Annotated in this window: 10 protein-coding genes; 4 read left to right on the top strand and 6 right to left on the bottom strand. The window is 72.3% G+C overall.

The genetic code is table 11. The features are described 5' to 3' along the window. Window positions 1-30 precede the first annotated feature (30 nt). Window positions 31-795 carry a TetR/AcrR family transcriptional regulator gene (locus BBH68_RS16855; RefSeq protein WP_065963244.1) on the bottom strand — a complete coding sequence of 255 codons (765 nt, stop codon included), beginning with the start codon at window positions 793-795 and terminating at the stop codon, window positions 31-33. Window positions 796-937: 142 nt separating this feature from the next. Between BBH68_RS16855 and BBH68_RS16850 the strand changes: the two genes are divergently transcribed. Together BBH68_RS16850 and BBH68_RS16845 are read left to right on the top strand one after the other, a co-directional pair. Further along, complete coding sequence (locus BBH68_RS16850; RefSeq protein WP_065963239.1) at window positions 938-2,023, top strand: alpha/beta fold hydrolase; 1,086 nt, start codon at window positions 938-940, stop codon at window positions 2,021-2,023. A 178-nt stretch (window positions 2,024-2,201) separates the two neighbouring features. Next, entirely contained in the window at window positions 2,202-3,746 is a 1,545-nt protein-coding gene (locus tag BBH68_RS16845) for a CehA/McbA family metallohydrolase (protein ID WP_174589035.1), read from the top strand. A gap of 298 nt (window positions 3,747-4,044) precedes the next feature. Here the strand turns inward: BBH68_RS16845 and BBH68_RS16840 are convergent, their stop codons facing one another. The 5 genes from BBH68_RS16840 to BBH68_RS16820 all read right to left on the bottom strand — a co-directional run bounded on the left by BBH68_RS16840 (window position 4,045) and on the right by BBH68_RS16820 (window position 10,161). Then, complete coding sequence (locus BBH68_RS16840; protein ID WP_065963236.1) at window positions 4,045-5,787, bottom strand: N-acyl-D-amino-acid deacylase family protein; 1,743 nt, start codon at window positions 5,785-5,787, stop codon at window positions 4,045-4,047. Between the two features lie 87 nt (window positions 5,788-5,874). Beyond that, entirely contained in the window at window positions 5,875-7,002 is a 1,128-nt protein-coding gene (locus tag BBH68_RS16835) for an LLM class flavin-dependent oxidoreductase (protein WP_065963234.1), read from the bottom strand. A 133-nt stretch (window positions 7,003-7,135) separates the two neighbouring features. Next, entirely contained in the window at window positions 7,136-7,918 is a 783-nt protein-coding gene (locus tag BBH68_RS16830; protein ID WP_065963233.1) for an SDR family NAD(P)-dependent oxidoreductase, read from the bottom strand. Between the two features lie 28 nt (window positions 7,919-7,946). Further along, window positions 7,947-8,909, bottom strand: coding sequence for a TIGR03619 family F420-dependent LLM class oxidoreductase (locus BBH68_RS16825; protein ID WP_174589034.1), 963 nt, complete (start codon window positions 8,907-8,909; stop codon window positions 7,947-7,949). 25 nt (window positions 8,910-8,934) lie between these two features. After that, window positions 8,935-10,161, bottom strand: coding sequence for an amidohydrolase family protein (locus BBH68_RS16820; protein ID WP_065963231.1), 1,227 nt, complete (start codon window positions 10,159-10,161; stop codon window positions 8,935-8,937). Window positions 10,162-10,329: 168 nt separating this feature from the next. Here BBH68_RS16820 and BBH68_RS16815 point away from each other — a divergent pair, with 168 nt between their 5' ends. Then, a complete protein-coding gene (locus tag BBH68_RS16815) occupies window positions 10,330-12,789 on the top strand; it encodes an ATP-binding protein (protein ID WP_104531321.1) in 2,460 nt (819 codons plus the stop codon). A gap of 128 nt (window positions 12,790-12,917) precedes the next feature. Beyond that, window positions 12,918-15,842 carry an SARP-family global regulator AfsR gene (afsR, locus tag BBH68_RS16810; RefSeq protein ID WP_065963229.1) on the top strand — a complete coding sequence of 975 codons (2,925 nt, stop codon included), beginning with the start codon at window positions 12,918-12,920 and terminating at the stop codon, window positions 15,840-15,842. The last annotated feature ends 110 nt before the right edge of the window (window positions 15,843-15,952 follow it).

Below are 15,952 nucleotides of genomic sequence, written 5' to 3'. Positions count from 1 at the left end.
TGCCGGGCGCGGGGCTGCGGGAGCGGGCGTTCAGGAGACGGCCTGCCCGGTGGCGGCCTCGGGCCCGGCTCCCGTGCGGGCGATGAGCGCTTCGACGCCATCCAGGATCCGTTCGAGGCCGAATTCGAGCGGGTCGGTGCCGTCGGGGGCGAAGAGGCCGTGGGCGATGGCCCGGGTCAGCGCGGGGAAGCGGTCGGCGTGCCGTTCGAGCAGTTCGCCGGTCAGCCGGCGCCACTCCTCACTGTGGGACTCGTCCGCGTCGGAGAGCTGCTGGGCGAGGTTGCGGACGAGCCCGATGGCGAGCAGGAAGACCTGGTGCTGCTGAGCGGCCGTCAGGCCGGTGGGCGCCAGGGCGGCGAGCGCGGCGTCGAGCCAGCCGAGCTGGTGCGGGCCCATGACCTGGCGGCGCATCGCGGTGGCGGCGAGCAGCCAGGGGTGGGCCCGGTAGACGGCCCAGCACTGGCGGACCCACTCCTCCAGCCGCGGCCGCCAGCCGGGGCCCGCGGCCGACAGGTCGGGCCCGCCCGCGAGGACGGCTTCGACCATCAGCTCGACGAGTTCGGCCTTGCCGGGCACATAGCGGTAGAGGGCCATCGCCGAGACGCCGAACTCGGCGGCGACCTTCTGCATGGAGATCGCCTCCAGCCCCTCGGCGTCGGCGAGGGCCACGGCGGCCTGGGCGATGCGGCGGGGTTCGAGGCTGGGCTTGGGACCCCGGGTGGGCTGGTCCTGTTCGCCCCACAGCAGCGCGACGCCCGCTCGCAGATCGCGCTTCTTCTCCCTGCTCCTGGCCATCACGGTGCTCCCTCTCTCGTGGCGTTCTCTCTCGCGGCGGTCGCTCGCATGGCGTTCTCTCTCGTGGCGTTGACAGGCACCACCAACTGTATATAGCTTAAACAGCATCGCTTATGGCATAAACAGTTTAAGGGAGTAACCCATGCTGGGTACCGTCATCGCCGCCTCCGCCGCCACCGTGCTCGCCGCCCCCGCGGCCGGTCTGCTCGGCTACCGGCAGCTCAAGCGCGCGGCCAACGCCAAGCTGCTGCGCATCGCCACCCCCGGCGGCATCGACGAGTCCGGGTTCATCCGCGTGGGCGGCATCGACCAGTGGGTCTCGATCCGGGGCGAGGACCGCCGCAACCCGGTGATCCTCGAGATCCACGGCGGCCCCGGCGCCGCCAACTCCATCTACCTCCCCCGCACCCGCGCCTGGGAGCGGCACTTCACCATCGCGCGGTGGGACATGCGGGGCGGCGGCCGGACCTTCGGCCACGGCGGCCCGGAGGGGCAGGGCGAGATGACCTTCGAGCGGATCCTCCAGGACGCGCTCGAGGTCACCGAGCACGTGCGCGCCAGGATGGGCGTCGAGAAGGTCCTGCTGGTCGCCAACTCCTTCGGCACCGTCTTCGGACTGCGGCTCGCCCGCAGCCACCCCGAGCTGTACTCCGCCTACGTCGGCACCGACCAGAACATCATCGCGGGCGGCCGCGACCGCTCGGCGTACCACGCCCTGGTGCACCGCCTGCGCGCCGCCGGCAAGCGCAAGGAACTCGACGCCGTCACCGCCATGGGCCCCGACGCGGCGCGCTGGACCGCGCGGCAGTGGACCGAGTACCACAAGCTCGTCGTGGTGTCCGACCCGCTGACCTACGACACCATGAAGACCGTGGTGATCCGGTCGCTGTGGTTCTCACCGCTCCACCGGCTCGGCGAGCTGCGCCGCTACCTCAAGGGCATGGACTTCTCGGAGCGGCTCGCACCCCAGACCGTGGCCTTCGACGAATGGGCCGACGGCACCGACTTCCGGCTCCCGTTCTTCGTCTTCCAGGGCGAACACGACGTCATGACCCCGCCCGAGCCGGCCAAGCGGTTCTTCGACGACGTCTCGGCGCCGGTGAAGGACTTCGCGGTCATCCGCGACGCGAGCCACTTCGCGTCCTTCCGCCACCCCGACCGGTTCCTCGACCTCATGCTCACCAAGGTCCGCCCGGTCGTCACCGGCGAGCCCGCGCTCGTCCGGTGACCGCGCCGCCGTGCGCATGTCCCCTCGCGGCCATCGAGTTATCCACAGGCCTTTCCGCGCGCGTCACTCACGCGTACAACGGTGTGAGCGCCGGCGGCACCGACAGCGACAATGACGGTGACGGCGGCGATGACGGTGACGGTGACGGACGCGACACGACGGCCTCAGGGGGCACTGCATGCAGCGACGCGAGGTACTCAGACTCTCCGCCCTTGCGGGCGCGGCGGGCGTGCTCACACTCGACCCGGTGACCTTCGCCCACGCCCAGGAGCGCGACGGCGGGGGCAGCGCGGACAGCTCGGACAGCTCGGACCGCGAGCAGGCCAGGACGGTCACGGGGCATCTGCCCACCGGCTCCCCCGACTTCGTGTACCTCCCGGTGGAGGTCCCGCGGGGCGTCCGCGAGATCGCCGTCTCGTATTCCTACGACAAGCCGACCGTTCCGGCCGGCACCCAGGGAAACGCCTGCGACATCGGCATCTTCGACGAGCGCGGCACGGACCTGGGCGGGCGCGGCTTCCGCGGCTGGTCCGGAGGCGCCCGCACCGAGTTCGCGATCAGCGCCGAGCAGGCGACGCCCGGGTATCTGGCGGGGCCGGTGAAGGCGGGCACCTGGCATGTCGTGCTCGGCCCGTACACGGTCGCCCCGCAGGGGCTCGACTACAAGGTCACCGTCACGCTCCGGTTCGGCGAGCCGGGCGAGACGCCGAAGCCCGCATACCCGCCGCAGCGGGCCAAGGGGCGCGGCCGGGCCTGGTACCGGGGCGACTCCCATCTGCACACGGTCCACTCCGACGGCAAGCGCACCCCGGCCGAGGTGGCCGCCGCCGCCCGGGCGGCCGGGCTCGACTTCATCACCACCACCGAGCACAACACCACCTCCTCGCATCCGGCGTGGGAGGGCCTCTGGGGCGATGACCTGCTGATCCTCACCGGCGAGGAGATCACCACGCGCAACGGCCACGTGGTGGCCCTCGGCACCGACCCCGGCGTCTTCATCGACTGGCGCTACCGCGCCCGGGACAACGCGTTCGGGCGCTACGCCCGCAAGATCAGGCAGGCCGGCGGCCTGGTCATCCCCGCCCACCCGCACGGCACCTGCGTCGGCTGCAACTGGAAGTTCGGGTTCAACGAGGCCGACGCGGTCGAGGTGTGGAACGCGGACTTCACCCCGGACGACGAGGTCACGGTCCAGGAGTGGGACAACACCCTGGTGGCCGCCGCCCGCGGCGACGGCCGCTGGCTGCCCGCCGTGGGCCACAGCGACGCCCACCGCGAGCCCCAGGTCGTCGGGCTGCCGCAGACGGTGGTGCTCGCCGACGACCTGTCCCGCACGGCCATCCAGGAGGGCATACGGGCCGGGCGCTGCTGGATCGCGGAGTCCTCCGCGATCGACCTCTCCTTCTCGGCGGTCGGCGGCCGCGGGCAGCACGCCGGCATCGGCGAGCGGCTGCACGTCGCCCGCCGCGACGAGGTGACGGTCCGCCTCAAGGTCTCCGGCGCCGGCCCCGGCTGCTCGGTCCGGCTCATCACCGACCAGGGCCAGCTCTACGCCACGGCACTCCCCGACTCCGGCTCGGCCGACGTGGAGTGGCGCACCACGGCCTCGTACGCGGCCTACGTACGCGCCGAGGTCCGCCGCGCCCCGAAGGACGGCGGAGCGTCGGGGGTGCCGGGACCGATGGCGGCGATGACCAACCCGATATGGCTGGGCGAGGCGTAACCCGGCTGAACGCGGCGTAGCGGGGCCCGTCGGCACGCGGGGCCGGCCTCGGCCCCGCCCGGGCGCGGGCCGGCACCCGCGCGCCACTCAGGACCGGCGTCGGCACCACCGGGACACGGGACCGGCCTCGCCCCGCCCGGGGACCGGCACCCCGCGCCCCGCCGGGGACCGGCACCCGCGCCCTGCCGGGGTGCCGGGCCAGCCTCGGCCCGGGCCGGCCCGGGTGCGGGCCGGCACCTCCGCCCCGCCGGGGACCGGCACCCGCGCCCCGCCGGGGACCGGCCGCGCGCGGGCGGGTTCATCCCTTCGTGCTGACCGTCCTCGTGTCGCGTCCGGACCGCAGCAGGCGGCCCGGGACCGCGCCGGTGACGTGGTCGTCCCGGATGGTCTCGACCCCGCCGACCCGCACGCTGACGACGCCCAGCGCGCGGGAGTCCAGCCGGGGGCTGTCCCCCGGCAGGTCGTGGACCAGCTTCGCCCGGCCCGCGTCGATCCGCTCGGGGTCGAAGAGCACCAGGTCCGCGTGGTAGCCCTCGGCGACGCGGCCGCGCTCCCGCAGGCCGAAGAGGCGGGCCGGATCGTCGGTGAGCATCCGCACCGCCTGCTCCAGGCCGACCAGCCGCCGGCCGCGCAGGCAGTCGCCCAGGAAGCGGGTGGTGTACGGGGCCCCGCACATCCGGTCCAGGTGGGCCCCGGCGTCCGAGCCTCCCAGGAGCACGTCCGGGTGCTCCCAGGTCCGCCGCCGCAGCTCCCAGCTCGCCGGGTCGTTGTCGGTCGGCATCGGCCACAGCACCGTACGGAGCTCGTCGGCGGCGCAGATCTCCACCAGGCAGGTGAAGGCGTCCGTGCCGCGCTCGGCGGCGATGTCCCGCACGACCCGCCCGGTCAGCCCGGCGTTGGCCGGGGAGTAGGTGTCGCCGATGACGTACCGCTCGAAGGTGGCCAGCCGCCGGAAGACCCCGGCCTCGGGGCTGTGCGCCCGCCGCAGCATCTCCTCGCGGACGACGGGGTCGCGCAGCTTTGCGATCCGCTCCGGGACCGGCAGACCGAGGATCTCACCCCACCCGGGGATGAGGTTCAGGGCGCAGAAGGTGCCCAGCGACATGTTCATGGGGGTGAGGATCGGCATGGTGAGCGCGACGATCCGGCCGCCCGCCTCACGGGCCCGCTCGCTCGCCTGCAGCTGGCGCGGCACCCGCTCCGGCACGGCCGCGTCGATCGTGAGGACGTTCCAGTTCAGCGGCCGTCCGGCGGCGGTGGTCATCGCCACGAAGAGGTCGATCTCCTCGTCCGAGAACCGGTCCAGGCAGCCCGCGACGATCGCCTCGATCTGTGTCCCCTCGTGCTCGCCGACCGCCCGCGACAGCGCGATCAGCTCCTCCGGCCCGGCGTGGCGGGAGGCGACCGGCTTGCCGTCCCCGTCCGAGTGGGTGGAGGACTGGGTGGTGGAGAGGCCCCAGGCCCCGGCGTCCATGGCCTCGTGGAAGAGCCGCAGCATCTCGTCCATCTGCGCGGCCGTGGGCCGTCCGCCGATCGCGTCGGGCCCCATGACATGACGGCGCAGCGCGCAGTGCCCCACCATGAAGCCCGCGTTGACCGCGATCCGCCCGTCCAGCGCGTCCAGGTACTCGCCGAAGGAGTGCCAGTTCCACGGCGCGCCCTCCTCCAGCGCCACCAGCGACATGCCCTCCACCTTGCTCATCATCCGGCGGGTGTAGTCGGCGTCCTCGGGCCGCTTCGGGTTGAGCGGCGCGAGCGTGAAGCCGCAGTTGCCACCCACGACGGTGGTGACGCCGTGGTTCAGGGAGGGGGTGGCGTACGGGTCCCAGAACAGCTGCGCGTCGTAGTGGGTGTGCGGGTCGACGAACCCGGGCGCGAGCACGAGCCCCGTCGCGTCCTCGACGCTCCGGGCCCGTTCGGTCGCGGTGCCGGGCTCGGCGATGGCCGCGATCCGCCCGTCGCGCAGGCCGACGTCGGCGACGTACGAGGGGGCGCCGGTGCCGTCCACGACGGTCGCCGCCCGAATGAGGTGGTCGAGCACGGTGGTTCTCCCTTCATGCCCAGTCGCGGGACATGCTCAGCCGCGGATCAGGTTCAGCCGCGGATCCCGTCCAGCCGCGGATCGGGTTCAACCGCGGGCCGCCTGGCGGAAGCGGGTCGTGCGGTGCACCGGGTCGGTGTCGATCTTCGGGATCACGTGCTCGCCGATCAGCTTGATCGTGTTCAGCGTGTCCTCGCGGCCGATCCCGATCGGCAGCCCGAAGGACAGCTGGTCCGCGCCCGCCTGCTCCCACCGCTTGCACTGCCGGAAGACCTCGTCCGGGTCGCCGCAGATCATCAGCTCCTCCGCGATGAGCAGCTCGATGATCTCCTCGGTGTACTCGGGCAGCAGCTCGGGCCACTCGGGGATGCCCTCCGGGCGCGGGAAGGTGTCGTGGTAGCGGAACAGCAGCGACTGGAGGTAGTTGAGCCCGCCGCCGACCGCGATCTCGACCGCCTTGGCGTGGGTCTCCGCGCAGATCGCCGTGGACGTCACCATCACGTTGTCGTTGACGAATCCGCCGACCGGTTCGGCCTCCTTGACGGCGTTCTTGTACGAGTCGAGGACCCACTCCATGTCGGAGACCTTCTGGACGGAGAAGCCGAGCACCCCGAGCCCCTTGCCGCCCGCCATCGCGTAGGAGGACGGCGACCCGGCGGCGTACCACATGGCCGGGTGCGCGGCCCCGTACGGCTTGGGCAGGACCTTGCGCGGCGGCAGAGACCAATGCTTGCCCGTGAAGCCCTGGTACTCGTCCTGGAGCCACATCTTGGGGAACTCGGCGATCGTCTCCTCCCAGATCTCCTTGGTGTGGTTCATGTCGGTCACACCCGGCAGGAACCCGAGGATCTCGTGGCTGCCCGCCCCGCGCCCCGAGCCGAACTCGAAGCGCCCGCTGGAGAGGTGGTCGAGCATGGCGACCTTCTCGGCGACCTTGACGGGGTGGTTGACCTGCGGCAGCGGGTTGAAGATTCCCGAGCCGAGGTGGATCCGCTCGGTCGCGTGGGCGAGATAGCCGAGGAAGACGTCGTTGGCCGACAGGTGGGAGTACTCCTCCAGGAAGTGGTGCTCGGAGGCCCACGCGTACTTGAATCCCGACCGGTCCGCCTGGATGACGTACTCGGTCTCCTCGATCAGCGCGTGGTGCTCGGCCTCCGGGTCGGCCTCCTGCCGACTCCTGGGCACGTATCCCTGCACAAAGAGCCCGAATTCCATGGAGGGTCACCGCCTTGGATCGCATCTGACGCTCCGTCAGATTTTGATTGACTCTGGCACCGCGAGGTGTGACCGTCAAGGCCAGGAGCGGCCGCATAAGGCGTTCGGGCGCCCCGCCCCTCAGAAGAACCCCTCAGAAGACGGAGACCCCCGCGAGCCATCCGCCGTCCACGACGAACGGCTGGCCGGTGACGTACGAGGAGTCGTCCGAGGACAGGAACAGCGCCAGCCGGGCGACCTCCTCCGGCCGCCCGATCCGCCCCAGCGGCACCAGCTTCTTGTACAGCTCGTCCACCGCCTCCGACGCCTCGGCGAGGTCGGCGCCGGGGTCGAGCTGGGCGGGGTTGGTCATCGGGGTGTCGATCGCCCCGGGGCACATCGCGTTGACCCGGATCCCCTTGGGCGCCAGCTCCATCGCGGCCACCCGCGTCATCCCGAGGACGGCGGCCTTGGTCGCCGCGTACGAGGTCAGGAACGTCATGCCGGACAGCGCCACGTACGAGGCGGTGTTCACGATCGTCCCGCCACCGGCCGCCTCCAGCTCCGGCACCACCGCCCGCATTCCGAGGAACGCGCCGACCTGGTTGACCCGGACGACCGCCAGATACTCCTCCAGCGGGGTGCCGGCCAGCTCGTTGAAGCGCAGGATCCCCGCGTTGTTGACCAGCCCGTCGACCTTGCCGAAGGCGTCCTTGGCGGCCGGGACGGCGGCGGCCCAGTCCTCCTCCCGCCCCACGTCCAGGTGGACGTACCGGGCCGCGTCCCCCAGCTCCTTGGCGAGCGCCTCGCCCTGCTCGTCCAGCACATCGCCGAGCAGCACCCGCGCACCCTCGGCGACGAACAGCCGCGCCTCCTGCTCCCCCTGCCCGCGCGCCGCCCCGGTGACGATGACGACCCGCCCGTCCAGCTTGCCCACTGTTGCCTCCTCGTCCGTGAAATCCCGGTCAGTCGTCGAGGTGCGGAGCGACCTCGGCGGCGAAGGCCGCCATCTGGTCGATCAGTTCGGCCCGGTCGCGGCAGCGGAACCGCACCTGGATCTGGTCCACCCCCATCGCCGCGTACGCGCGCAGCGACTCGGCGAGCCGGTCCGGCGTCCCGGTCAGCGTCCGCCGGCCGACCTCCCAGCCGGGGGCGCCCACGTACAGGGGCTCCGCGATGGCCCCGATCTCGGCGGGCTCGGCGCAGCCGGGGTCGCGCCGGGCGGCCCGCTCGCGCAGCTCGCGCAGCCTGGCGATCTGCCCCGGCAGCCGGTCCCGCGGATCGCCCTGGGGCAGCCAGCCGTCCCCCCGCTCCGCCGCCCGGCGCACCGCCGCGGCCGAGGACCCGCCCACCCACAGCGGCGGCCGGGGCAGCTGCGCGGGGCGCGGAGCCTGCCCCAGCCCCGCGAACGCGAACCGCTCGCCGCGGAAGGCGGGGAACTCCTCGGGGCCCAGCGCGGCCTTCAGCGCGTCGACGGTCTCGTCCAGCAGGGCGCCGCGCGCGGCGAAGTCCACCCCGAGCGCCTCGAACTCCTCCCGCACGTGCCCGGCCCCGACCCCCAGGATCAGCCGCCCGCCGCTCAGGCGGTCGAGCGTCGCGTACTGCTTGGCGGTCAGCAGCGGGTGCCGCAGCGCGGCCACCGCGACATGGCTGAGCAGCCGCACCCGCTCGGTGGCGGCGGCCAGATAGGCAAGGGTGGCCACCGGGTCGTACCAGACGGTGCCCATGGCGGCGGCCAGCCGCCTGGGGATCGCGACGTGGTCGCACACCGCGATGTACGCGAAGCCGAGCCGGTCGGCGGCGCGGGCGATCTCCACGAGGTCGGCCGGGCCGGCCCGCGCCTCCCACGGCTCGGCGAACATGGTGCTCTGCGACTGGACCGGAAGCTGGATCCCGTAGCTCAGCCGCCCTTCGGGCAGAACCCGCACGCCGCCGCCTCCTCCTCCTCCGCGCTCACGCCCCGGGACCGGCCCACAGGCCGTCCTCCGTGAGCCCCAGCAGCTCGATCGCGTTGCCGCGCACGATCCGCTCCACGACGTCCTGCGGCAGATGGCCCATCTGGGCCTCGCCGACCTCCCGCGACTTGGGCCAGGTCGAGTCGGAGTGCGGGTAGTCCGTCTCGTACAGGACGTTGCCCACCCCGATGGCGTCCAGGTTGCGCAGCCCGAAGGCGTCGTCGAAGAAGCACCCGTAGACGTGCTCGGCGAACAGCTCGGACGGCGGCCGCAGCACCTTGTCGGCCACTCCGCCCCAGCCCCGGTTCTCCTCCCACACCACGTCGGCGCGCTCCAGGACGTACGGGATCCAGCCGATCTGGCCCTCCGCGTACATGATCTTCAGGTCGGGGAAGCGGTCCAGCTTGCCGCTCATCAGCCAGTCGACCATCGAGAAGCAGCAGTTGGCGAAGGTGATCGTGGAACCGACCGCCGGGGGCGCGTCCGCCGAGGTCGAGGGCATGCGGGAGGACGACCCGATGTGCATGGCGAGCACCGTCCCGGTCTCGTCGCACGCCGCGAAGAAGGGGTCCCACGCGTCGGTGTGCACCGACGGCAGCCCCAGGTTCGGCGGAATCTCCGAGAAGCACACGGCCCGCACCCCGCGCTCGGCGTTGCGCCGCACCTCCGCGGCGGCCAGCTCGGCGTCCCACAGCGGGATGAGGGTCAGCGGTATGAGCCGCCCCCGCGCCTCGGGCCCGCACCACTCCTCCACCATCCAGTCGTTGTACGCGCGCAGCGCCAGCAGCCCGAGCTCGTGGTCCTTGGCCTCGGTGAAGGTCTGCCCGCAGAAGCGGGGGAAGGTCGGGAAGCACAGCGCGGACTGCACGTGGTTGACGTCCATGTCCGCGAGCCGGTCGGGGACGGAGAAGGAGCCGGGCCGCATCTGCTCGTAGGTGATCGCCTCGAGCCTGACCTCGTCCCTGTCGTACCCGACGGCGGTGTCGAGGCGGGTGAGTGGCCGGGTCAGATCCTCGTACACCCACCAGTCCGCGATCGGCCCGTCGTCGCCGGGGGCGCCCATCTTCGGGGCGAACTTCCCGCCGACGAAGGTCATCTCCTTCAGCGGCGCGCGGACGACGCGGGGCCCGATGTCGCGGTACTTCGACGGGAGGCGGTCCCGCCAGACGTGAGGGGGTTCGACCGTGTGGTCGTCCACCGAGATTATCTTCGGGAAGCTCTCCATGCGTGTCACGGTAGCGCCGATCTGACGACGCGTCAGCTAGTGCGCCCGCGCGCGCTTCAAGAGGCCGGGGACCAGGGTCGGCCCAGGACAAGGCGCGGTCTTTGCTGACGTACGCGCCGAGGCAGGGCAGACTTGCCGGTGCAGGGAAAAGTACGTGCGGGGGGCACCGTGGTCGGCGACAAGCGGCTTGGGGAGCAGGAGGGTTGCAGCGCGCCAGGGAGCGACACCACCTGGCGCGACGAGGAGGCGGCTCTCGCCCTCTCCGAGGCCCGGATCGAACTGGAGTTGGAACGGAGCGGCCGCGCCGCATCCGCCACGGAGGCCACGGCGCCGCCACCCGCCCCCGCCTCCGCCGGGCCAGGGCGGCAGACCCGCCGCGACGATGCCGAACTCGCCGCGCCGACCGCGCTGCACGACGGCCACCGCGCCGGCGCCTCCGTCGTGCGCCCCGCCCAGCTGCCCGCCGCCGTGGCCGACTTCACCGGCCGCGCCGAGGCCGTACGGACGCTGAGCGAGCTGCTGACCGCCCGGGGCGGCGGGCCGGCCGTCCTGGCCATCGCCGGCACCGGAGGAATCGGCAAGACCGCCCTGGCCGTCCATATCGCCCACGCCGCACGCCGCCACTTCCCCGACGGCCAGCTCTACATCGACCTCCGTGGCGCGGGCTCCTCCCCAGCCGAGCCGGAAGCCGCGCTGGGTGCCTTCCTCCGCTCCCTGGGCACCCCCGACGCCGCGATCCCGGACGGCGCGGAGGAGCGCGCGGCGCTCTACCGCTCGGCCCTGGAGGGCCGCCGGGTCCTGGTCCTGCTGGACAACGCCCGCGACGCCGCCCAGATCCGCCCGCTCCTCCCGGGCGACGGCGCGGGCGGCTGCGCCGCGCTGGTCACCAGCCGGACCAACATGGCCGGCCTGGAGGGCGCCCACCTGGTCGACCTGGACGTGATGAGCCCGGCGGAGGCGTTCGCGCTCTTCGCCCTGATCGTCGGCCAGGAGCGGGCGAGCGTCGAGCGCGAGGAGGTCATGGACGTCCTGGCGTCCTGCGGCTTCCTCCCACTCGCCATCCGCATAGCGGCCTGCCGACTGGCCTCCCGCCGCACCTGGACGGTCTCCGTCCTCGCCCGCAAGCTGGCCGACGAGCGGCGCCGGCTGGACGAGCTGCGGGCCGGGGACCTGGCGGTCAAGGCCAGCTTCGAGCTGGGCTACGGGCAGCTGGAGCCGCGGCAGGCCCGGGCCTTCCGGCTGCTGGGGCTGGCCGACGGGCCCGACATCTCGCTGCCCGCCGCGGCGGCCCTGCTGGACCTGGACGAGGAGGACACCGCCGGGCTTCTCGGGTCCCTCGTGGACATCTCGCTGCTGGAACCCACCGTGCCGGGGCGCTACCGCTTCCATGACCTGGTGCGGCTGTATGCGCGGGCGTGTGCGGGGCGCGACATTCAGCCGGTCGCCGAGCGGGACGCCGCGCTGTCGCGGCTGCTCGATTTCTACCTCGCCACGGCGGCCCACGTGTACGCGCTGGAGCGCCCCGGGGACAGAACAGTCGGCCACTTCCGGGCCACAGGCCATCCGGGGCTGCGTTTCGAGTCCTCGGGGGCCGCGCTCGACTGGCTGTTCACCGAGGCCGACTGCCTGATCGCCTGCGCGCTGCGATGCGTCGGCGCGAGCACCCGCCGCCGCGCCGCCGACCTGCTGATGGCCGCGCTCGACCTCGCCGAATCCGGGGCCCGGTCGCCCCAGTACGAGGACGCGGCACGGTCGATCAGCGACGCCGCGCACGACGCGCGGGACTTCCGGACCGAGGCCCGGGCACGCTCCGCGCTGGGCCATCTGCATAGCTTCGCCGGCCGCTTCGCCGAGGCGGACCTGGAACTGCGCCGGGCACTGGAACTGGCGCCCGACGATCCGGTGGTCGCCAGCCGCGCGCCCAACCAACTGGGCATCGTCGCCTACAGCCAGGAGCGGTACGAGGACGCCGAGACGTTCATGATGCAGGCGCTCGCCGCTTTCCGCGCCGAGAGCAACGAGGCCGGCGAGGCGAGCGCCCTGGCCAACCTGGCCCGCCTCCATGTGCACCGCGGCCGCACCCGGACGGGCGTCGAGCTGGCCGAGCAGAGCGTCTCCATCTACCGGCGGCTCGGCGCCCCGCTGCGGCTCGCCAACGCGATGTACACACTGGGGATAACGCTGACGAGCGCAGGCCGCCTGGACGAGGCGCTCGACCAACTCACCCACGCGCTCGTCACATTTCGCGAGGCGCGTCAACCGCTGTGGGAGGGCATGACGCATTTCCGGCTGGCCGAAACTCATCTGGCAGCGAATCGCCCCGCCCAGGCGGTGGCGCACGCAGAGCGGTCACTCGCCCTGGGCGGCCTCGGCGGTGAATGGCGCCGCCTGTCCTTTCTTACGGTGCACGCCAAGGCTCTGACGGCCCTGGGACAGCGAGCCCTGGCGGAGGAGTGCTGGAGCGAGGCACAGGCCATCCGGAAGCGGCTCGAGGTGGCCGATCCGGGGAATATGGACCGATTGTCGACCACGGCACCCGGTATCTCCTCACGCCAGCCCCCCTTTCTCAGCCATCCCACTCCCCTGCGGGACGCCAAGCACCTGACTGAAAGCGATCCAGCCATCTGACGATTCGCCAGATCACCGCCTCGCCAACTCTGGCAGGCCTTGTGGAGACGCCTTGCCCCTACTGACGTAAGGGGCACCGGCAGGGCAAACTGGCCCGTGCAACTGGGAGGCATAGGCAGGGGGAGACCATGGCCGGCGAGAAGGGGCGAGGGCAGGAACAGCCCTTGCGCTTCACCGTGCTCGGACCGGTACGGGCCTGGCGAGGCGAGGAACAGCTCAACACGGGTTCACCGCAGCAGAAAGCCTTGCTCGCCGCCCTGCTGCTGCGCGGCGGACGCACCGCGACCGCCCCGGAGCTGGTGGACGCCCTGTGGGGCGACGACCCCCCGGACGCGGCCATCGCGGCGCTGCGCACCTACGCCTCCCGACTCCGCAAGGCCTTCGCCCCGCACTCGGACGTCCTGATCAGTGAGTCGGGGGGCTACGCCGTCCAGGTGGGGATGGGCGCGCTAGACACCGAAGTGGCAGAAAGCCTGGTCACGGAGGCAGAGAAGGCGAGGAACTCCGGCGACCGGGCCCGGGCCCGTGAACTGATCGGCGAGGCGCTGGACCTCTGGGACGGCGAGTCCCTGGCCAATGTGCCCGGGCCGTACGCGGAGGCCCAGCGCACCCGGCTCACGGAGTGGCACCTCTCCCTCATCGAGGCCAGGCTCGACCTCGACCTGGAACTCGGCCACCACATGGAAGCGGTCTCCGAACTCACCGCCCTCACCGCCGCCCACCCGCTCCGCGAGCGGCTGCGCGAGCTGTTGATGCTGGCGCTCTACCGCAGCGGGCGTCAGGCCGAGGCGCTGGCCGTGTACAACGACACCCGGCGGCTGCTGGCCGAGGACCTCGGGGTGGACCCCTGCGCGGAGCTGTCCGAGCTGCATCAGCGCATCCTGCAGGCGGACGCCCAACTGGCCGCGCCCGTGGACAGCCGGGCGCCCGCGGGACTCGTCTTCGTACGACCGGCCCAGCTTCCCGCGACCGTGGCGGACTTCACGGGACGCGCCGCTTTCGTCAAGGAACTGAGCGACCAGCTCGCCACCGCGGAGGGGCATGTCATGGCCGTGTCAGCGGTCGCGGGCATCGGCGGCGTCGGCAAGACGACCCTGGCGGTCCATGTCGCGCACGCGGCCCGCCACCACTTCCCGGACGGCCAACTCTACGTGGACCTCCAGGGCGCGGGGCCCGTCCCCGCCGAGCCGGAAGCCGTCCTGGGGGCCTTCCTGCGAGCCCTCGGCGTCCCGGACACGGCCATCCCGGACGGCGTCGAGGAGCGCGCCGCGCTCTACCGCTCCACCCTCGACAACCGACGTGTGCTGACCCTCCTGGACAACGCCCGCGACGCCGCGCAGGTGCGTCCCCTGCTGCCCGGGACGGAGGGCTGCGCCGCGCTGATCACCAGCCGCGTCCGCATGGTCGACCTGGAGAGCGCCCACCTGGTCGACCTGGACGTGATGAGCCCTGAGGAGGCGCTCGTCCTCTTCACCCGCATCGTCGGCGAGGAGCGGGTCGCCTCCGAGCGGGACGCGGCCATGGACGTGGTGGCCGCGTGCGGCTTCCTGCCCCTGGCCATCCGCATCGCCGCCTCCCGGCTCGCCGCGCGCCGCACATGGACCGTGTCCACGCTGGCCCGCAAGCTCGGCAACGAGCGCCGCCGGCTGGACGAGCTGCGAGCGGGCGACTTGGCGGTCAAGGCCACCTTCGAGCTCGGATACGGTCAGCTGGAGCCCGCCCAGGGAGAGGCGTTCCGCCTGCTGGGGCTCGCCGACGGGCCGGACATCTCACTGGCGGCGGCCGCCGTCGTCCTCGACATGGACCCTATCGACGCCGAGGAACTCATCGAGTCCCTCGTCGACGCCTCGCTGCTGGAATCCGCGGCCCCCGGGCGCTACCGCTACCACGATCTCGTACGCCTCTACGCGCGTGACTGTGCGGAACGGGATCAGCCCGTGGCGGACCGTGAGGCGGCGATGTCGCGGCTGCTGGACTTCTACCTCGCCACGGCCGCGCGCGTGTACGCACTGGAGCGGCCGGGGGACCGGCTGGTGGACCATCTGTCGCCCACCGAGCAGACGGGGCTCGACTTCGCGGACCACGACGCCGCGCTCGACTGGCTGTTCACCGAGGCCGACTGCCTGTTGGCCTGCGCCCAGCAGTCCGCCTCCGGCGCGACGCTGCGCCGCGCCGCGGACCTGTTGGCGGCCTCCGTCGACCTCGCCGAATCGGGAGCCAATGCGCCTCGTTACGAAGCTGTCGCCGTGACGATCAGCGAAGCCGCACACGCCTCGGCCGATACCAGGACGGAAGGGCGTGCCCGTACGTGCTTGTCCAAGGTTCGTGGATTGACAGGCAGGTTCGAGGAGGCCGACGCGGAGGCCGAGCGCGCTCTGATGCTGATCTCCCAGGCGGATGACCCGGTGTCCGTCGGGCGCGCCCTCACCGAACGCGGCATCATCGCAGGGGTCACTCGAAGGGCCCTCAACGACGCGGAAACCCACTTCCTCAAAGCCATTGAGGCCTACCGCGCCATCGCAGACCGCCCCTGCGAGGCGAGCGCCCTGTGCAACCTGGCGCGTGTGCGTATCGAGATGGGACGCACCGACAGTGCTGTAGAGCTGGCGCGGGAGGGCGTCCAGATCTACGAGAGTCTTGGGCGGACACTGCGCCTGGCCAACGCGAAGTACGCGCTCGGCATGGTGCTGACCCGTGCGGAGAAGGCGGTCGAGGCGCTCGAACAGCTCAAAGAGGCGCTTGACTTGTTCCGCGAGAACCGTCAGCCCCTGTGGGAGGGGATGACCCATCAGCGCTTGGCGGAGGCCCATCTGGTGATGCGTCACGCTCCCCAGGCAGCCCAGCACGCCGAACAGGCCCTCGCGCTGCGCGGCATCGGTGGCGAGTGGAGGCGCGCCATCGTGCTCACCGTACTGGGTAAGGCACTGCTGGAACTCGGGCAGGCTGGACGCGCTGACGCCTGTTGGCGCGAGGCGCTGGCCATTCACGAGCAGTTGAACGCGCCCGAGGCGGAGGAAGTTCAGGGGCTCCTTACACTCGCGGCCGCGGCATAACGCCGCCGAACGTCTCGTTCATCGTTCGTTTATCGCCGTACGGAACTCTTGAAGCAGTCGATCCGTCCCCGCGGGGGGCAGACGGGTCGGCTGTGAGGTCTCACCGTAAG

The organism is Streptomyces sparsogenes (assembly GCF_001704635.1).
Taxonomy (GTDB): domain Bacteria; phylum Actinomycetota; class Actinomycetes; order Streptomycetales; family Streptomycetaceae; genus Streptomyces; species Streptomyces sparsogenes.
The sequence above is the reverse complement of the archived record's forward strand: the minus strand, read 5'-3'. Positions and strand labels throughout refer to the sequence as shown.